This is a genomic window from Salinirubrum litoreum, assembly GCF_020567425.1.
GTDB lineage: Archaea > Halobacteriota > Halobacteria > Halobacteriales > Haloferacaceae > Salinirubrum > Salinirubrum litoreum.
Window position 1 is genome coordinate 24,680 of the sequence record NZ_JAJCVJ010000005.1, and the last position, 18,794, is coordinate 43,473.

The following is an 18,794-nucleotide window of genomic DNA, read 5'->3' on the forward strand; positions in this document are numbered from 1 at the left end:
CATTATTCAGAAGACGGGAGTGTGACGGATATTAAAATCTCGTCATCCACTTTTCAGGCCTTGTATCGACCAATTTGGACAAGAACGGGTGGGTCACTAGAAGCAACATCACGTAGCCCATCATTTGCCGTCAGTCAGTTATGCCAAGTCTCAATTACAATGTGAATCCGATTCTCTCGAATTCGAGGTCCTCACCACTCCGTCGAGCACAATTTCACCCAACCATCGTATCTTAGAACTCGTCGAGGACATCAATAACGGCTGAGAACTGCCCGACGGCCCTCTTGCTAAATCTAAAGTTGTTTCATCCCATTCTGTACCTCCAGATTTGTCCAAAGGAAGGCTAGGGTACAACGGTGCAAGCGCCGCTGGCTCTCTCGGGCCGAAGGGCCATCAAACGACGATCGTCTATAGCCAATATATCAGAATTCACTCAATGAATAGTGATGCGATTCGCAGTGGAGTTTGTCGCCCCCGAAAGGAGCGAGGGGTTGTCGTAAGCGCCCACTCAACAACCATGTCTTCAGAACACGAGCAACAGCGATCACGACTTCACGGCGAGCAAACTGAGCAACCGAGCGGCGAACCGTGGACAGATCTCGAACTGGCGATTCCCCACAACAGAAGTCCGACTGCCGTCGTCTCACTCGTCGAGTGCGCGCTCGTCGAACTCACCCACGAAGACGTCGGAGCCGAGTTCGTTTCGACGAGCGTTGCGGGAGTGAAGCGGACACAGTACATCGCCACCGACGACGTCGGCCAACGGTTCCAGAAGCGATATTTCGACGAGCGGCTCGGCCGGCAGGAAACGACAGTCAGTCGTAAAACGGTTCGTGACGAGCTGGTCAGCCGACTCACACACCAGTCGTCACTGGGCAGTGAGGTAGGTCAGAATGACGTTGACGGCGCTCAAGATAGATTCTGCGTAAAACCAGCTCGAGAACTTCGATTTCAGGAGTGATGTTTTAACCAACATCAAGACCAGTAGATCCCCCACTGTTGGTTAAGGTGTTGTCAACCGGTGGATCCCCGCCCAACCAACTTCGGGAAATTATTCCCTGAGGTAAGAACTATATCCTTCGGCCTGCAATTCCGAGTATGTCCGAACCAGACGCCACCGATGGGCCGCCCCCCTTCGAGGACGCGTTCAGCAGCGATGACGTCGAACAACGCATCTACGGTACCATCCTGCAGACTCGCGAGCCGACAACGGCGAGCGCGATCGCCGACAGCGCCGACTGTGACCCCAAGACCGCCCGGAAATATCTGGGCTGGTTCGACGACCTCGGCATCGTCACCCGGCACGACGGCCATCCAGCCACCTACGAGCGCAACGACGCGTACTTCGAGTGGCGACGCATCAACCAGCTCGCAGCCGACCACTCCGTCGAGGACCTGCAGGATCGCGTTCGTGAGCTGACGACGCGCATCACCGAGTATGAGGAGACGTACGACGCCGCGTCACCGGCCGCCGTCGACGCCGTCGCCGCTGCGGAGGGCAGCGACGAGCGGACCATCGACGATGTGTACAGTGACCTCGGTGACTGGGCGACCGCCCGCCAGGATCGGGACCGCTACGAACGCGCCCGCCAGCAACGCACGGGTGGCGAGCGCGAACAGGCGTCCGGGTAGCCCGCTCGATGGTGCCACCGACAGGCGATGGCGGAAGCCCTGCCCCCATCGATCGTCCCATCCTCAAGTTCCTCCAGACGCGGCTCCAAGCGACGAGGCAGATCTCCCGAGCGACCGTCACCGACGCCAGCGGCCATCTGGAACTCCACGTTGTCTTTGCCCCGTCGTACTACCCAGCAGCCGTCGACGAGGCACAGTTGACGGTCCGTTGGTACACGAACGACGACTTCAAACTCCACTATCGAGAGCAACACTCGGACCATACCTGGGAGTGCCGGTGGGACCGGCACCCGAATCCGCACAATACACGGGACCATTTCCACCCCCCGCCCACCGCCCCGACGCCCGGCGAGGACGCATCGTGGCCAGACGACCATCGTGACGTCGTTGCGCTCGTCCTCGACGAGATCGAAGACCGGATCACGGCCCTCTGGAGCGAGTAAGGGCTACGGTCTCGCGTGGAGTGTTTATCGGCGCCGAAAGGCGTGCAGCGCGCGACAGCGTGCGCGGCGTGACTCACTATGGCTGATCCCGATCCGAACGACGACACGAGTGCCGACTACGAACAGTTCGAGAAAGAGTTGCTCGCCCAGGACCGCGACGCCGCCAGGGTCGGCACGGCGGACATCGACGACACGATGGCCCGTAGCCTGGTCGACGATCTCGTCGACGCGGACCTCGTCACTCCAGTTCCCGAGGACCGCGTTCTGGTTCACGAGCCGAGCAGCACCGCATTCGACTCACCAACGCAGCTAGCCGTCTACCATCGTGGCTGGACGGCCGCAAGCGACGTCGGCGAGGAGGACGAGTGATGCAGCAAACGCTCGTTGGCTGTGCCTTCTGCGACGCCCCGCCTGGCACCGAGACTGGCGAGGCGCACACCTGGGGCCAGGACGAGCGGGTCACCCACCCGATCTGTGTCGGCTGCGCTACCCAGACGCGGCCGGATCCCGATGAGCGCGATCACCACGCCTGCGACAGCTGTGGCCTCGTCGTCGACACGAACGCGGCGCTGACGCGGTTCCGAGTGGAACTCGGCCACCTAGAAGGCCCGCTCCAACTCTGCGTCCGGTGTAGTCCCGGTGGGCCAGCTACCTACTGGACGCGCGACCTCGAGGAGCACCTTGTCGCGGCGCCGGCGGAGTGACCCAAACACTCTCTACTGTTTCGCTGGAAACGGCAATTAGGAAGACCCGTGTCACGCACCTCGAATCGTACTGATGGCGACATCATCCGCGACTTCCTCTCGGTCGCGGACCTCCTCAAGGAGTCGCAGCTTGCCCAACTGTACGCGTACCTCGTTCACGAATACGAGGCGACCGTCCAGGACATGATAGACGACCTCGAGCTCGGGCAGGGGACGGCCTACAGCAACGTCAACCGGCTTGTCGACGCCGGCGTCGTCGAGGTCACCCACGACGAGCAGCCTCGGCGGTACGCCGCCCGCGAGATCGACCTGACCGTGACGACGGCTGCCGGCGACCGCGAGTACACGATCACGCCGGCGCTGATCGACGCCGTCGGCCGCCGCGAGACGGACGCCGACATCGACACCTACATCGACCGCCACGGCGTCGCCGGCCTCGCGACCGCGCTCACCTACGCGGTTGCGCGGGAGCGTGGCGAGGTGACCCACCGCCTGATGGCCGAGGATCTGGACGTCTCGCCGCTGGCTGCGGAGATGATCCTCCAGGCACTCCGCCCCGTCGTCCACGAACATTACGAGATCGAGGAGTCAGGAGCGGGACTCGACGAGTTGGACATCGACGGCGACGCGGCTGACGACGCGTGAGCCGGCTCCACATCGCCGACACCGGCCTGTTCGTCGCGATGGGACAGCCCTCGAACAGTCGCTACCAAGCTGTTCGGCGGTTCGCTCGCCGGAATAACGTTACTTTCGTCCTGCCCGAACGGGTGTACGAGGAGCTGATCGTCGACGATCCGGATGTCGACAACCCGCCCGTCGACACCGCGATCGACGAGGGCTGGGCGACGGTTGCTGCGCCGCTGGAGTTCTCCGAGCCGGTCGTCTCACGGGTGATGGACGGGGTCCAGCGGTACATCGCGAACGCCGACGACCGCCCTGCCGACGAGGTCGAGCGTGCCGACGCCGCGCTCGCCGCCCTCGCTGCCCAGCATCTCAGTGCGGGGTCGGCGACTAGCGTGTACATCTACACGACCGATATCGCGGCCGGCGAGGGGGCCGAAACCGCGCTCGCGAGTGAAGGATACGGAGACTCAGTGACGTACGTGAACGGGTTCCGGTTCATCGAGGACCTGATCGCCGGTAACAGCTGACTGATTGCTAGTCTGATTCAGTGGGAGAGGACCCTCGAAAGCCCTTGGCCGCTCGACGTCCCGCGACCGCCGCTGCGCGCCTCGTACCTGCGGTGCTTGCGGGGTCGGGGGACGGCCGAGGCGGCCTCGCCCTTTCTGAGTCCGCCAGGACGGTAGATGCCTCACCGAGCGACGTAGCCGGTTGAACAGGTGTGTCCGTCACGGCCCGCCCCGCTCGCCGCTGCCGCCCTCCGCGTCGCTCGCGACCGACCAGTCGTAGAGGGTTCGATGTAATCGCCAAGTTGGCGACAGTTTTTCACAGCCGTGCTGAATACAGCGCGCAAGTCGGTCACTCAACCCTGCCGGTCTTGATGTTCGGTATAGGCCGTCTTCTGGCCATCGAATTATAAGCAGAAGTATGATGCCAATACAGAGACAAGACAGTTCATGAGCTCCAGTCCCTCCCTTCGAGATCGAATCCGTCCGAGAGCGTTGTTGTTAATGATACTGCTTGTTGGGGGAGCGACCTTCGTTGAGTTCGTATATTTGGGGCCACCAAGTCTGTATTCGGTTGTTCTCTGGATAATTGTCGTTCCACTGTTGTTCTCCACGACAGTGTACGGTGTTCGAAGTCATCCTCTCTACCAACCGCTCGTGTATGGCAGTTTCATTGCAATCGGCGTCCTTCAGTATCTTGACAGTGACTGGTTCCTTCTCGCGGGGCTGTTCATACTCGCAGGGCTTGTTGGATTAGTTTCTGAACTTCGTAATCAGTATACTCCCACATCTTCCAGACCACAGTGATAAATTCGTATGCCTACGTCGCTCCACAACAGAACGAGTGAGACGGACGACATCCTTTGCTGAATAGACCCTCTGAGTGTTGCATACCGCTACTGACAGTGACTGGGGAGGTTTCTCCGGTCGTGCTGAATAGAGCGCGCTTAGTCATCAGACTGGAACGGGGTCTTTCCTTCTCGATAATAGACGAACCAGTATGCAACAGGCCAGCAGATGAGCAGCGGTACGACACTCAGCGGAAACGTCGAAATCACATCGGGTGGCAACAACAGTGCGCCACCACCTGCGAGAGCGATAAATACGACGACGGCGACCAATCCGAGTCTGACCCAATCGTGCACGTATGGAACTACCCTGTTCGATACATATGCCTTGTTCAGGAAGCTGCTTCCGGAGACTGAACCCCCTTGCTGTTGAGTGAGCGATGCACCCTCTATATTCAGCACGAGATTCTTGTCATAATTTGAGGATTATCAACAGAACCCCTTACTCCAATCTCGCCGATAGAGAGTTGTTTTTCGCCAGTCAGGGGTACAGGCGTCTCAACAGGCCTGTGACGTAACTTCAGTGACGCAAAATGAACCAGCGTATCCAACGACGTGAGGTGAACCCGATCAATGTCGGTTGACCTCAACGAGATCGAACAGGCAGAGGTCGACCTCGAAGAGTGGTTAGTCGAACAGGCAGCATCCGGTGTTCCCGAACTCGTCCTCGTCAATCTCCTCCGTGACTACGCGGACGACGTCGAGGACCTTGGCTACGTTCCACGGACGTGGGGCAACAGCAAGCAGTGATGTGAATCCCGTTCGACTCGCCGTTGTTTTTTCGTGCCCGCGATGGGCGGAGGCGCGCGGAAGTGCAGAGCGTGCCTCGACAACCATGCCAGACGAACGAATCCGAACGGTCGTTGCGTCGCTCGTCGAGCCGACGACCCATAAAGAGCAGAAGCTTCAGAACCTGCAGTCGACCTATCGGGAAGCCCTCTGTGAGGCGTTCGACGCCAACGCAACGACGATGACGGCGGTCAACGATATTGTAACGCCCTACGACCTCCCGTACCAAGCGAAGGACGCGTTGAAGCGCCATGTTCCAGGCCTCCTCAAGAGCGGGTCAGCAGAACTCAGCGAGACCCAACCGATTCGGTTTACCAACCGAGCGGCGGTGTTCGATCATTCCACTGACCGGACGCACGCATTCTGCTGGGAAGTTCCCCAACCTGGTCGCGGCACCAACTTCTGGATTCCGCTCGCAATCAATCCAGACCAACGCAAGTGGTGGCTCCAGTTGCTTGACGGCGAGGCTACTGCCGGGCAGTTACAGCTGATCACCCGGCCGCGACAGGCCCACTGGGAACTGCACGTTCCACTCAAACTCCCAACAGCGGAACCTGAGGTCGATTGCGAGACCTGCACGCCGGTCGGCTTCGACGTCGGCGAAGCGATTCTCTTGACCGGCTGTGCGCTCCTGGACGGGCGACCAGTCGATCCGTTGCTCGTGGGTGGTGGCAGAGCCCGACACCTCAATCAGACGTTGCAGACAACACTCCAACGGCTCCAGGAACGCGAGGCCGCAGAGTGGCGAATTGACGAGCAGGCGGCGTACTTCCGGAACGCGCTTCGGGACGAGATCGAGACGGCGACGCGAAACGCTGTGGAGTATGCCGCCGGGTTCGATCAGCCGGTAATCGTCCTAGAACAGCTGACGTCAATCCAAGACGACCTCGACTTCGGCCCACATATGAATCGGCGACTCCATGCGTGGGCTTTCGACCAGCTGCAAACGCGACTCGCGGACAAGGCTGCCGACGCCGGGATTCCTGTTCGGTACGTCGATCCGGCGTACACGTCCCAGATCTGCCATGCGTGCGGGGAGATTGGAACCCGTCCCAAGCAAGCGGAGTTCCGCTGTCCCAACGACGACTGCTGGGTGTCGGTCTATCAGGCCGATATCAACGCGGCGGCCAACATCGCTGGTCGCCTCAATCCGTGGGGTGGGAGCTGCCCCTGGGAACCGGGCAGCGATGACACGCTACGGAATGGGCGCACCCGTGACAGTGCCACAGGACCTCGTAAGCAGAGCTCGTCACAGCGATGACGCATCAAGGGTTCAGTCCTGAAACCTCGATACTCCCCTCCTGTGTGGGGGGCCATGAGGCGAGGATGTCACTCCGGGTGGGCTGCCTACGGCCGTAGGTAGGCAGTCAACACATATCGAATCAATGACCTGTGATGAGAGAGCCTGTCTTGAAAACTGAGAGGCGATGACTCGTCGCGGGGTGGGTGCACTCGTGATAGTGCCACGATCCACCAGGAGCCGAGCGAGAAACCCTCGTGGTTGACGTTTCTGGCGCATCTGGATCGAAACCCGTTCACATTCTCCTGTGGAGAATATCGTTCCGTCTCGGAACGTGGGATATCACTCCGGGTATGCGGGCACTCCTCGATTAGATGGAGTTCGGACAGCACGCCCCGCTCGCCGTTCGCTACCGACCGACCATTTATACAGTGGTCGTTGCAACTGCCGATCAGATGACAGTTTTCACACTGAATACAGCGCACACGTGTAGCACAAGACGAATCCAAAATCAGTCGAAATGAGCATCCAACGGAGACATTGGGCTGTCCCGTTTTCCACCGATTAGAATAAGTAGAACAGCGAGACCAACGAGAGAGTAAATCATCACCCGGTTCTGGATACCCTGACCAGAGAGAGTTTGGACGGCGAATCCAGCAGTCATAACTGCAAACCCAGTCGCCGTCCATCGGGATTTGTAGACAACCGCGACAAGAGTCCCCCATGCGAGAAAGACGGTCATAGCTGTTCCAACCGCTGTTGAAGCGGGAAGACCGGCTACTGTTTCTGGGGAGAATATTTGAAGCAGGACGAGAAACCCGATGGTAGGGTATCCAACGAGTGCAAGCGGACGATACAACTCTGCGGACATTATAGGATAATGACTCCCAACTGTTGTGAAAGTTGCGCGGCATCAAGTCCTCTGCTGAACTCACCCTCTGAGTGTTGCACGTCGCTACTGGCTGTGTTCGGCGAGGCCTCTGTAGTCGTACTGAATACAGCGCGCGAGTCTGTCAGTGTCACCGGTCCACTGTTCCGTCGAATCTCGGATGTTATCCTTTCGATGAAGATATAATTTTTTTCACCAAGATAGCTGCACGCTGGAGAACTATTCCTCGATGTCGTATGAATAATTGAGGTTAGCACGTAGCCAGTGAAGTGCAGAAACTACTTTTTTCTCTTGCTCACCGCGAGGCAGTCCAATTTGATCCGGTGGAGTAGTTGCTTCGGAATCGAGAACCCGCCAGATTGTTCGACGAACTAGTGATTCTTCAGACGTCGATCTCCAATCGAGGTGAAGGGAATTTTCCGAGAATTGAACGACAACGTGTTGCAATCGCTCCAAGTCATACCCAACGTAAGCATCCTTTCCAGTGTGCCGGTAGAGAGCGTTCCAATCTAGCTTGTAGTCTTTTGCTTCAGCTGTCCACGAGACGAGTCCATCGAATGGCACAACAGCCGAGCCTCTCACTTGTTCCAGCGCCTCGTTCAGTTTCTGTATCACCCCATCGTGCTCTGTGGCGTTTATTTCTCGGATGTGAGTCTCATGTGGAACTGAACGGTACACCCACGACCGCCCGTTCAGAATCGCAAATTCGGTTAGGTAGAAGGTGCGGTCAACCCATTCATCGGTCTCACAAGCAGAAATTGCCAGTAAGGATTCGACGAGCGCACGGTTTTCTGGAATCGACACCAGATACTCCTGATCAGACCCAATGATGGTTCGCTCCAGCTCTGGAACCCGTGTGAATTTGTTTTGAACAGTCTTGAATTGACTGTGCTTTGGGTCAAGACAAAGGTGGACGGTAGTGCCATATTCCAACAAAATCGCTATGGCTTGATTCTCAACGGTTACCCCTCCGGCTTCGTCCCAGTCTTTAACTCCGGAAAGATTCCGAGTAACGAGCCTGTGTGTCGGGTCAACAGCATTGACTGGGTCAGAGAACATTGCTACTCAATCACCAATCCTGTTAACCGAGGTTCGTTGCTGTGGAGGAGGGGCATAGGAGAACCGAGTCTACCGCGCCGGTGAAAATATATTCTATGGTGGTTCGAACAAATTTCCTAGTACTCGGATGAGTTGACCATGGCCGATACAACCGCTGAGAGTTGCACGTCGCTATCGACAGCGTTCGGTGAGGTTTCTGTGGTTGTGCTGAACAGTGGATCGAAATACGGCGACAGAACTAATTTGACTCGGTGGTAACCTTTTGTATGGATTGGTTCAACCTCCTCCCGTTAGTGTTTCTTGCTGCCGCTTACGTCAGTGCATTCTACCAAGCGTGGAGAGGTAATTGGGGATTCAACCAGAAGGCAGGAGCGGCAATTTTTCTTCTTGGAGTGACCGCCGCGTTGCTCTTAGACGACTTCCTCGCACCAGAATCGATGTTCATTCCGTGGATAGAGCCGGTCAGTGCTGTGGTTATCATCATTGGGTTCTACTTTCATTGGTTCCGTCAAGCAGCAGATGACACATCCGAAGCCATCGATCAAGTTTGATAGATTGGCTCTGTTGAAATCCTATTATTCAAATATATTCTTTCACGGAAAGATCGGTCGCTAACGACTGTGTCCCGAGCAGGGGATATGACTCCACCGTTGTACCCAACATTCTTTTCAGTTTGCCTCAAGCATAGAGTATGCGAACAAAAGACTTTGCTCAAGATACCGACGTCGTGTTTGACGCTTGTAGGGAAGTGGTCGGATACGTTGGATGGAAGACAGCCGATGTTGACGATGAGGAATTGACTCTGAAGGCTCTCACACCGCTTTCTTGGAAGTCTTTTGGCGATAAAATTGAGATCCAAGTGTCCACCAAGGGTGGTAGCACCGTCGTGACCGTGTCATCGAAACCAAGATTCTCGCTCATGAATTGGGGGAAAGACCTCGCAAATGAGGGCGTTTTCTTAGAGAAATTGTCACAAGAAATTCACAGGTACAATTCCCGCTAACGAGCATTGACAGTTCATGCTGTACTGAGTGATTGAGGGGGAGTAAATATCACTTGCTGAGGATTTCAACAGAGCCGATAGATTCACCCTCTGTCTATGCCACGCGACTTCTGACATTGTTCGGTGAGGTTTCTGTGGTTGTGCTGAGTTCAGAGCACGAGTCGGGTACTAGCCACCTGCTATCTGGAAAACCCGTCCGACTGATTCCAAATCCTGTGCCCTAAAATCTCAGTCAAGGCATATTCGCATTAGGTCGCAATCGCGAGGTAACGGTGTTCATCGTCCACCCACCAATCCGACCAAACACGAGACCAAAGGCCGGTGCAACGATTAGTGCCAGTCCACTGGCCAAGACCACGAAAGCGACACTCAACATCGATAGTTGTGTGGTACTGGCGACTTCCACAAGCAGCGTGAGCCCGGCGACGACACCAGCAAGAACACCTGCGCGAAGTCCCGCAGCCCCCGGGTTCGCTGAGCGGGTCTCAGCGACAATACCCGCAATGAACGCGCCGAATATCATGATACCTCTACCGATAGCCGCCTCCGAATCTGGTAGCCAGTTCACAACGACAGTGATGGGTAGCGAAGCGAGTGTGCCGACTATCGCGAATCGCCATACTGCAGGAAGAGACGACGAGGACATTCGTGTCAAGAAACCTATTGGAACGATGATATAGCTTTTGTAGGACCGAGAACAAACATGAGGGCCCCTATCGCAGAATGCATCCTCTGTATGTTGCACGCATCTTCTGACAGCGTTCAGTGAGGGCTCTGCGGTCATGCTGAACAGAGGGCGCGAGTTGGTCACCGCCGATAAAACGTGGTCGCGTGGTCATCCGAGCCCGATCTCCTTGTGACGCTTGTATAGATATACTACACCTGCCGGGATCGTGATCAGTTGTACAGCCGAAAACACAAACGAACCCAAGTGCAGTATGGCAACGGCACCCCACAGCACTCGGTTTGGTATCCAATTGCTGTTGTTCTGACGAAGTGCTCTGACATCGAGATAGAGGCACAACGAGTACAGTGGAGCTAGGAGGCTCCCGATTAGAACTGTCGCTGCTACTGTGAGTATGGAAAATAAGAACACCAAGCCAGTCTCTGGACCGGAGGGCACGAGGGTTGGTGGAGAACCGGCCTGTGGTTCGCTCACTAAGTGAAGAATACCATGCGAAACCCACACTACTCCTAAAACTCCGATAAAGAACGCGACGCCATACCACCATCGTGAACTGGAGGACTTACTCGCTGGCTTCCTTGACATAGCCTCTGTGAAAGCGTGACCGTGTTAGGCTATATAAATAATGGACTGAAAAAACTGCTCAGCAACGGTGCCTACACTCTCTGTATGCTGCACACACTTCCTGTATAGGTCTGAGGGTTTCAAATGAGCCCTCTGTTCTTGATTCGTTACGGCACGCACCGCTCGCCGCATTCCGCCCTCCGCATCGCTCGCGACCGACCATTCCGGGCTGTCGCGGTCTCGTTCCTTCGTCACTCGACCGCGTTCCGGGCTAAAATGAATCTGGTCTCGACGCCAGCATTAAGCGCGTTTTCGGTTGCGCCCCTCGCGGGCTTTCGCGTTCCAGCGCTTTGGGCCGTTCCGCGCGGCGAGTCACACCACGACTCGCCGTGCTCACGACCGTCGCCCTGGACACGGACCCGCAGTCCGGGCCGGACACGAGAAACGGCTTAAAGCTGGCCGCTCGCTCCGGGCGGGTCGGCGCGCGGTGCTGGTTGGGGCCACCTCATGCAGGCGCGCTCTCGCTCGCGCCCGGTAGGGCGCTCGCGAAGGCGCGAGCGAGAGCGCGCAGATGGTTCTGTCGGTCGGTGTCGTCGGAAAACCGCGATGTAGGAGCATCGCGGTGTCGGCGCGTGAGCGCCTTCAGTGGTACCTTGGTGTGATACCGATGTCTAGTAACAACTCGAGTCGCAAGGTCGTTACGGTGGATGAACAGGCATTCGAACGAACCGAGGACGCCGACGTCGATGAGAACGGCTTCGAAGTCGTCGACGACAAGCCGGAGTTCCGGGCGACGGTGCAGCAGGAAACGCAGGCAAAGGTGGATTCCAACCACCCAGACGGCATCGTCCAGGACTTCTCGCACCTGCCCCTCGCGCAGGAAGAGAAGATTCGCGCCCGGGAAGCCGAACTGGCCCACATCAGCGCCCAGGCGGAACTGGGCACCCAGGAGGGCCGGGCGAAGCGGACTCGCGAGGTCGTCACCGAACGGCGGCAGCGCAAGCGGGAGGAACGCACCCCCGAGCGGACGGATCCGCGCGAACGCCTCTCCCGGATGGAGCTGGCGAAAGTGAATCAGGAAGCAGACCGGATGGCACAGCGGCTTTCCACCGGTCACAGTCGGGCGGCCGTCTCGCGGGCGCTCGCAAAGCGGGTCGCCAAGGGGCAGGACATCACCAAAGCAGTGTTCGACACGATGGACGCACTCAAGGCCGCCCCCGGCGCCATCTGCCCAATCGAGGACGTCCCGGACGTGCAGACCAACGAGGTGAGCATTGAAGGTGAGGTGATCACCCTCTGGGAACCCAGTAGCCCGAAGATAGAACAAGTCGGTCTCATCGCCGATGATACTGACCGAATCAAGTTCACCAGCTGGGTGAAATCCGAGCCTCGGATCGTCCGCGAAGGTGAGAAGGTCCGGATGCGCGCGCTCAAGAAGAACTGGCATCAGGGGCGCTGTTCCCTGGCCGTGACCTACGACAGTATGATCGTCTTCCCAGAGCGCGACCGCCGCTGGTGGGAAGAATAGGAGGACCAAGTGCCCTCTTTTTTTAGTGAGTGCCGGACCAACCCAAGCCCCGCCGCCCCGCCCACCGCTCCGTGCTCACTCCCTTCGGTCGTTGCGCGCGCAGCCACGACCTCAATAAAAATCAAGCCCGTCGCTCCAATCGTATGTCCATCCCTTTCTCTTCAAGACTGTATAACCGCTGGCTGAATTTCTCATACTCTTGGTCGGTCATCTGAACGATGTGCTCACCAACATCAGAGCCGTGCATCACACGACCTGCACGCTGAAGCTCCTGTCGGCGAGATCCACCGTGGAATTGGTACTCAATAACCCGATCAAGATTCTCAAGAGATACGCCTTCATCAGCAACGCGTGAGCCTATCACTACACGGTTTTCTTCAAAGATCTCCATACGCTCTTCTTTGGGTGTATCTCCATATACGAACGGGACATCCAGTTTGTCGGAGAGAGCCTTTCCAGCTTCAATCCCGTCGCAGAAAATTAGTGTCTCCCCGACCCCCTCGTCTACCAATTGTACGATGTCTTCTCGCTTGTCTTCTTCCGTTTGATAGAGGAAGACATCAACTTCCGGAAATTCAAGATCACCGTATTCCAGCATTTCACGCCAATCAATACCTACAGGAATGCCAGTCAGAGCAAAGATGTAGTCTGTTCGTGCATCTTCCCGGTACGGGGTGGCACTACAGCCAATTCGATAGTCGGTATCCAGAGTGGAAAGGGACGAGTAGGTATCCGCTGGAAGCGTATGGCACTCGTCAAAGATCGTTAGTTTTGGAGAATCCTCCCCCTGATAGTCCTGGAGATTTCCTTCCCGGGTTAGGTATTGATACGTCCGAACTTCCCACTTCCACGATTTATCACAGTGTTCGCGGATTCGTCTTTCCCACTGAGCTTCGAGAGTAGAGCTCGGGACAACAACGAGTTTATTCCCATCAATTCGTTCCCCAGCGTAGAGACCAAAGAAGGTCTTCCCAAGCCCTGGTGGCCAGTAGACACCCACCTGCCCTGTCTCGCGGAACTTCTCCCAAGCACGTCTCTGATATGAACGTAATTCTATGTTCTCTGGCTCCTCAAGGAGCTCACTCTCATCGATGGGCTGAGCAGCGAAAGGAAGATTTCCATTCTTGATGAGTTTCGCAATGATATCGAACTCTTTGCCGCGTTGAATTTTGATTTTATTATCGTCTACTCTCTCGTGTAATCCACCGTCTTCACCCCCGAGGTCTCTCCAAGCTCGGTCACGCTCTTCCTGATCGCTAAGTTCGAGGGTCCCATCCTCAACGAGAGCATGATCGTACCGACGCCCCAAATCGATTTTATCTCGGATTAGATCGGGTATATCCTCGATCCAGTTGACGTACTTGTTGATGATAAACGTCTGCCAGGCATCGTCCTGTTCGCGAAGATGACCAACAGAGAATGGAACAAACCGAGGAACGATAACGTAGTACTCGTTTTCATCTTTAGGGAGTAACTTGTAGGGTTGTCGAGCGAACGCTGCCAGATGTTCAGTATTCAGTTCAGTTAGATCAAGATACTCTCGGAGCTGATCTACGATTTCTGTCGCAGCTTCGTAATCAGATTGGAACCATACTGCTTGTCGACCCCCGAGGTCAATTCGCTCCAAATCCCCCTCATCTACTAAAATACTCAGCTTATTTCGAGCGGTCTGACCAGTACAGTTGTACTCTCGAGCAACCATTTTACTCGTCACGAAGGGGATTTCTAGTTCATCAAAGAGGTCTACTACATCCTCAGGGGTTACTTGTTCTTCTACAGGTGGGGAATCAGAATCTTGCGAGCTCATTGAAATCCGCCTATTCTCGCGTTTTTGGCTATAGCAAAATAAGGGTTTGGGTATAGCAAATTGCGAGAGAGACGCGCCAGAGAATCTACCTATCGGATCCACTATTCGCGTCCCGAATGGAAGGCCTGCTGACTACGCTATAGCAAGGTCATATAGCGTATTATGCTGCTGCAGATAGGACGGGGGTCAGGCATTATACAAATAGGGCAGGCAGATAGAGTTGGAGCATACGCATAAGACGAAGGGCATAATTATTAGTATCAGGGCATAATAAAGTGGCATATGCAGGACAACCTCATCGAGAAGGCAAGGAAGTACATCGACCTGCAAGAGACTAAGCAAGAAAAACAGAACAAGCTTCGAGATCTCCAGAGTGAGATGTTCGGAGAGGGTTCAGAGGAGACAGAAAAGAAAGCTCGTGAGTTCTTCTCCGACGTCGGAGGAGGCGAGCAACAGTCTACCAAAACCCAGGAGATCGACGAGCTTCGGCAAGACCTCTCTGAGCTTGAGGAGACCTTAGAAACCACACGAGAGGAACTCCAAGAGCTTCTAGTTGATGTCCAATTCCCGTTGAATGAAACAATCGACGTAGAGGATGAGGAAGTCGTTTTCCCCTACTCTGACGAGATCCCACAGGAGGTTATTGATGCGATTGAGTCCGTGTTAGAGGAAGATCTCAGCAAGGAGGGGGTCATAATTGAGACAGACGCAATCCGCGTCGAAACAGCCGATGTTGATGGGGCAATGGATCAGGCCATGAGCCGTATTCAGGAACTTCGGTCTAAAGCCAATATGATGGTCGATGTGGAACAGTATGTCGACGATATCAACAGTCGCGATGAAAAAATAGTGAAGACACTATACGTCCTCTACAAATCGGATAACCCACTCAGTAAAAAAGAGATTGAGGAACGAATTGGAGTCGACTCCGGGGATCTCCGGGGAACTCTTTACTACGTCTTAGACAACGATCCGTATCTGAAGAAGTCCGACTCTGAGTTCTCACTAAGTGACATGGGTCGACGGGTCATAGAGGCCTATATCGAGCAGCATGGGTCTCCGGAGGATCTGCCTGAGGGGGTGGAAGCATGAGCGAAAACGCGTCCGAGAGATCTATCGAGGCTCTTGCTGAGGAATATCTCTCTGCACAGGAGCAGGAAACAAATCCGGAGGATCTCGAGGAAGCAAAGGCGCATCTAACAGAGCTTCAAGAACGGTACGAACGATTCGAGAACGATTATGCAGAGTCAGACCCAGCAACGCAGCAGTTATCCGACCGAATCAGTGAGACTGAGGAACGAATTGCTGAACTTGAGGAAGCACAGCGCATCCCAGAGGAACTCAAGGAGCAAATTCTAGAGGAAGCCACGGGATTCATGCTTACAGAGGAATGGTTGGATCCGGATGTCATCGAGGCGTTGAATCTGGCCCTCATCGGTGAGCATGACTCCGCATTAGTTATAGAGGAGATCGAAATTTCCGGTCCAGATGACGTCGATGATCTCGACGATATCACTCGATTCGATATTATCGATGTGGTTCGCAAGCTCGCTCTGGACAAACTTGAGAGAACGAACGAGATCGAAGAAGTCTGGGGATCGATAGCGGATACCACCAAGGAAGAACCATTCGAGATCGTCGCTCAGCTCGGTCGAGCAACTCCCGACGAGGTCGTCGAGCGTGTGGACGACGATGAGGTTGACCGTGAAACCATCAGTAATCGTTTGAGAAACGCCACCAGGCTTCAAATTAATCCGTATTTCCGTGAAGACGGGGTCTACCAGCTATCTACAGCAGGAAGACACCTCGCGCAGAGATACGCCGAGATTCCTGAAGATGTCGAGGAAAGCGCTCAACAGGAGGGCGAGAGTCAGGCAACTCTCGGACAAAATACCGCTGAGCAGGGAGGTGATGATGATGACTGATGATCTCCCTGAGGGAATCGTGGAACTAGCTAAGGCTTATCTCGAAAGCCACGACAGCGATGATACCATTGACGACGAGTCAGAGATAGAAGAAAATCTCGAGTACTGGCGAGAGCAGGTCGAAGAGTTCGAGGAAGGAACGCCGATGTACGAGATGGCAGTCGAGGAACGAGACAGCTACCAAGAAAAGTACGATGAAATCTCTGAACAAGATGAGCGGCGTTCGGAGCTCCGTGACGAGCTTTTGACGCGTGCAAGCTCAGAATTCGCTCCTCAAGGAGACTGGATGAATGAGACGGTGATTTCCGCTCTTACGCACGCAATCGTCGGGCAGCAACGGGATCGAATCCTGATTGGCGATTATTCGTTACCCAATGATGCGGATGAGCTTTCAAAACGTGAGATGGTGACGGTGGCCAAAAATGTCCATGCTGTCGCTGAGGAAATCGTCGTATCGAATGGCTCTCTCGACGAGGTTTGGGAGATGATGAGTACCGATAAGCGCTCTCCCATTACAAAAGTCCTTGCTGAGGAGAAGGAATTAGTCAGTAGTGGGGATATCAGCGCCCAGCTGGGCGACGGCGGAACTGATAATCCTGGTGCCAACCTCCGTTACGTTCTCAACTCTGCAGAATATTATCCTTACTACCGGGAAGACGGGGATTGGAGACTCTCTCTCCTTGGCGAAGTCGCGTGGCAAACGCGTGGGTTGGATGATGTAGAGGATGATGAGAGTAGCCATGATAGTGAAGAGACGGATCAACAATCCAGCTTAGATGAGCTCGATAACGGGGGTGGCTCCGATGAGTGAGGATCGCCAGGAGCCGGAATCACTCGCTAAGGAGTATTTGGAGGCCATAGATCAAGAAATCGATGAAGAGCGACGTAACGAATTAGAAGATACCAAAGAGGAATTACAAGACCGTCGTGAAAAGTACGTCTCACAGCATGGCGAAGATAGCAGAATCGTCCAGCGTGTAGACCAGAAGATCGAGGATATTGAGGCCGAACTAGATGATCTGAATGAGTCGGCCCAGCAAGTAGACGAGCTTCGAACTCAGCTACTCAAGGCAGCCAAAGACAGGCTTGAATTTAATCGAGAATGGCTTTCTACGACCGTTTTAGAAGGTCTAACACACGCAATGTATGCAGAGAAGGATGATCACCTGATTCTGGACCAGACCCGAATCGAAGGTCCGGGGGATCTGGACGAAATTGAGGATCTCGCACAGTTGGACATGGAGCACACATTCCTACTGCTCGTAGAAGACCGCCTGGGGGAGACAGATACCGTTAGCGAGCGTTGGGATCGACTTACAGACTCGAAGTATCATAAACCGTTCTTAGTTGTCTCCCGTGAGGGGACTGCATCTCCTGATGACGTACTCCCCAACCTCAGCGAAGATGCAGATCGCAAAGATGCCAAAAATTGGTTAGAACGACCTCTCTATAATTGGGACGACCTCGTTCCATACTACCGGGCAGGCAACGGTGAATTCGGACTTTCAACCTCTGGTAAATATTTCGCCCATCACTATGCAGGGTCTGCTGAAAGCCTCGCTGAAAAGGGAGACGGAGGGGATGACAGTGACGATGGGCAAGCAAGTTTGAACGATTTGGGAGGTAACGGGGGTGACTCCGATGAGTGATGAAGAACAGACTCACCCGAAAGAAGATGATGCAATACCTGAGGATATTGTAGAGCTCGCTGAGGAGTATCTGGACCTAATTGTTGGCGAGGAAACTGACACCGAATCAGATGAACGGGATCTGGAGGAGCTAAAAGAAGAGGTCGAGCAGTGGAACAGAGAACTAGAATCCCTCGATGAAGATGATGAACTCTATGCTATTGGTGTCGAGGAGCGGGACAACCTCAAACGACGTATCGAAGAACGCAATCAAACCGAAAAGCGGCGTGAGCAAATACGTCAGGAATTGGTAGAACGAACCGCTTCAGAATTTGTTGCACGCGACCAGTGGCTCGACACATCCGTAATCAAGGCAATCACACACGAACTCTTGGGCGAAGCACGAGAAGAGATCTTAGTAGACGAATACCGTCTACCAGGTGCAGAATTAGATAATAAATCACTCTTCGCCGTATCAAGGAATATCCGGGCGGTCGCCAGCCACACGAGTAGCTCTGATGAACGTATCTCGAATCTCTGGGATAGCATCGATGGAACCCGGCAATATCCGATCGTGAAGGTGTTGTTCGACTCAGCTGAGTTGCTGGGCCCGAGCGGGATTGCCGATGAAATCCAGGATGAGGATCGGGACCGAAGGCATATCGGTGACGCTCTTGGAAAGATGAGGGATCGACAGTATCACCCCTATTTCAGAGGGGATGATGGCTATGCGCTGTCACTCGTCGGTGAATACGTTTGGAAAGAGTTCGGTCCTGACGTCAAGGAGGATTCGGAGGAAAGTTCCACCGAGGAAAGAGAGGATAATGGAGAAGATGATTCACCCGATTCTGAATTGACCAATTTCCAAGACGATTGATTTCGAGGAATCTCTCTGAATTGTTGGTTTCTTACCCCCCTGAATA

General features: G+C 55.0%; 21 protein-coding genes. 17 read left to right on the forward strand and 4 right to left on the reverse strand.

The features are described from left to right. The first annotated feature begins 517 nt into the window (after positions 1 to 517). From LI337_RS19460 to LI337_RS19500, 9 genes are all read left to right on the forward strand, one after another. The gene (locus LI337_RS19460) at positions 518 to 961 is read left to right on the forward strand and encodes a DUF8030 family protein (RefSeq protein ID WP_227231600.1); all 444 of its coding nucleotides are present in this window, start codon (positions 518 to 520) and stop codon (positions 959 to 961) included. A gap of 137 nt (positions 962 to 1,098) precedes the next feature. Beyond that, entirely contained in the window at positions 1,099 to 1,632 is a 534-nt protein-coding gene (locus LI337_RS19465) for a DUF7342 family protein (RefSeq protein ID WP_227231601.1), read from the forward strand. 8 nt (positions 1,633 to 1,640) lie between these two features. Continuing rightward, positions 1,641 to 2,075, forward strand: coding sequence for a toxin-antitoxin system TumE family protein (locus LI337_RS19470; RefSeq protein ID WP_227231602.1), 435 nt, complete (start codon positions 1,641 to 1,643; stop codon positions 2,073 to 2,075). Between the two features lie 78 nt (positions 2,076 to 2,153). Beyond that, positions 2,154 to 2,444: a DUF8069 family protein gene (locus LI337_RS19475; protein ID WP_227231603.1), complete on the forward strand. Its 291-nt coding sequence runs from the start codon at positions 2,154 to 2,156 to the stop codon at positions 2,442 to 2,444. After that, the gene (locus tag LI337_RS19480) at positions 2,444 to 2,779 is read left to right on the forward strand and encodes a DUF7558 family protein (protein WP_227231604.1); all 336 of its coding nucleotides are present in this window, start codon (positions 2,444 to 2,446) and stop codon (positions 2,777 to 2,779) included. Before LI337_RS19475 ends, LI337_RS19480 begins: the two co-directional genes overlap by 1 nt. 48 nt (positions 2,780 to 2,827) lie before the next feature. Beyond that, positions 2,828 to 3,424, forward strand: coding sequence for a DUF7437 domain-containing protein (locus LI337_RS19485; RefSeq protein WP_227231605.1), 597 nt, complete (start codon positions 2,828 to 2,830; stop codon positions 3,422 to 3,424). Then, positions 3,421 to 3,930 (forward strand): PIN domain-containing protein, encoded by a 510-nt coding sequence (locus LI337_RS19490; protein ID WP_227231606.1) that lies wholly within the window; start codon positions 3,421 to 3,423, stop codon positions 3,928 to 3,930. Before LI337_RS19485 ends, LI337_RS19490 begins: the two co-directional genes overlap by 4 nt. 1,397 nt (positions 3,931 to 5,327) lie before the next feature. Beyond that, positions 5,328 to 5,504 (forward strand): hypothetical protein, encoded by a 177-nt coding sequence (locus tag LI337_RS19495; protein WP_170076559.1) that lies wholly within the window; start codon positions 5,328 to 5,330, stop codon positions 5,502 to 5,504. Between the two features lie 85 nt (positions 5,505 to 5,589). Then, complete coding sequence (locus tag LI337_RS19500) at positions 5,590 to 6,804, forward strand: transposase (RefSeq protein ID WP_227231607.1); 1,215 nt, start codon at positions 5,590 to 5,592, stop codon at positions 6,802 to 6,804. A 490-nt stretch (positions 6,805 to 7,294) separates the two neighbouring features. On the opposite strand, the gene LI337_RS19505 is transcribed toward LI337_RS19500, so the two are convergent. Further along, positions 7,295 to 7,654 (reverse strand): hypothetical protein, encoded by a 360-nt coding sequence (locus LI337_RS19505; protein WP_227231608.1) that lies wholly within the window; start codon positions 7,652 to 7,654, stop codon positions 7,295 to 7,297. 237 nt (positions 7,655 to 7,891) lie between these two features. Continuing rightward, on the reverse strand, positions 7,892 to 8,731 hold the full coding sequence (locus tag LI337_RS19510) for a hypothetical protein (RefSeq protein ID WP_227231609.1): 840 nt from the start codon (positions 8,729 to 8,731) through the stop codon (positions 7,892 to 7,894). A gap of 266 nt (positions 8,732 to 8,997) precedes the next feature. On the opposite strand from LI337_RS19510, the gene LI337_RS19515 reads away from it, so the two are divergent. Beyond that, positions 8,998 to 9,282 (forward strand): hypothetical protein, encoded by a 285-nt coding sequence (locus tag LI337_RS19515; protein ID WP_227231610.1) that lies wholly within the window; start codon positions 8,998 to 9,000, stop codon positions 9,280 to 9,282. 140 nt (positions 9,283 to 9,422) lie between these two features. Continuing rightward, a complete protein-coding gene (locus LI337_RS19520) occupies positions 9,423 to 9,734 on the forward strand; it encodes a hypothetical protein (protein WP_227231611.1) in 312 nt (103 codons plus the stop codon). A 232-nt stretch (positions 9,735 to 9,966) separates the two neighbouring features. On the opposite strand, the gene LI337_RS19525 is transcribed toward LI337_RS19520, so the two are convergent. Further along, positions 9,967 to 10,518 carry a DUF5518 domain-containing protein gene (locus LI337_RS19525; RefSeq protein ID WP_345777781.1) on the reverse strand — a complete coding sequence of 184 codons (552 nt, stop codon included), beginning with the start codon at positions 10,516 to 10,518 and terminating at the stop codon, positions 9,967 to 9,969. 1,132 nt (positions 10,519 to 11,650) lie between these two features. On the opposite strand from LI337_RS19525, the gene LI337_RS19530 reads away from it, so the two are divergent. After that, complete coding sequence (locus LI337_RS19530) at positions 11,651 to 12,511, forward strand: DNA-binding protein (protein WP_227231613.1); 861 nt, start codon at positions 11,651 to 11,653, stop codon at positions 12,509 to 12,511. A 121-nt stretch (positions 12,512 to 12,632) separates the two neighbouring features. On the opposite strand, the gene LI337_RS19535 is transcribed toward LI337_RS19530, so the two are convergent. Continuing rightward, positions 12,633 to 14,318, reverse strand: a complete 1,686-nt coding sequence (locus LI337_RS19535; RefSeq protein ID WP_227231614.1) for a DEAD/DEAH box helicase family protein — start codon at positions 14,316 to 14,318, stop codon at positions 12,633 to 12,635. A gap of 282 nt (positions 14,319 to 14,600) precedes the next feature. On the opposite strand from LI337_RS19535, the gene LI337_RS19540 reads away from it, so the two are divergent. The 5 genes from LI337_RS19540 to LI337_RS19560 are packed head-to-tail and all read left to right on the forward strand — an operon-like array spanning position 14,601 to position 18,748. Beyond that, positions 14,601 to 15,410, forward strand: coding sequence for a hypothetical protein (locus LI337_RS19540; RefSeq protein ID WP_227231615.1), 810 nt, complete (start codon positions 14,601 to 14,603; stop codon positions 15,408 to 15,410). Then, positions 15,407 to 16,243, forward strand: coding sequence for a hypothetical protein (locus LI337_RS19545; RefSeq protein WP_227231616.1), 837 nt, complete (start codon positions 15,407 to 15,409; stop codon positions 16,241 to 16,243). Before LI337_RS19540 ends, LI337_RS19545 begins: the two co-directional genes overlap by 4 nt. Further along, positions 16,236 to 17,054 (forward strand): hypothetical protein, encoded by an 819-nt coding sequence (locus tag LI337_RS19550; protein ID WP_227231617.1) that lies wholly within the window; start codon positions 16,236 to 16,238, stop codon positions 17,052 to 17,054. The genes LI337_RS19545 and LI337_RS19550 overlap by 8 nt, the downstream gene beginning before the upstream one ends. Then, a complete protein-coding gene (locus LI337_RS19555) occupies positions 17,047 to 17,892 on the forward strand; it encodes a hypothetical protein (protein ID WP_227231618.1) in 846 nt (281 codons plus the stop codon). Before LI337_RS19550 ends, LI337_RS19555 begins: the two co-directional genes overlap by 8 nt. Next, a complete protein-coding gene (locus tag LI337_RS19560; RefSeq protein ID WP_227231619.1) occupies positions 17,885 to 18,748 on the forward strand; it encodes a hypothetical protein in 864 nt (287 codons plus the stop codon). The genes LI337_RS19555 and LI337_RS19560 overlap by 8 nt, the downstream gene beginning before the upstream one ends. Positions 18,749 to 18,794: the final 46 nt, after the last annotated feature.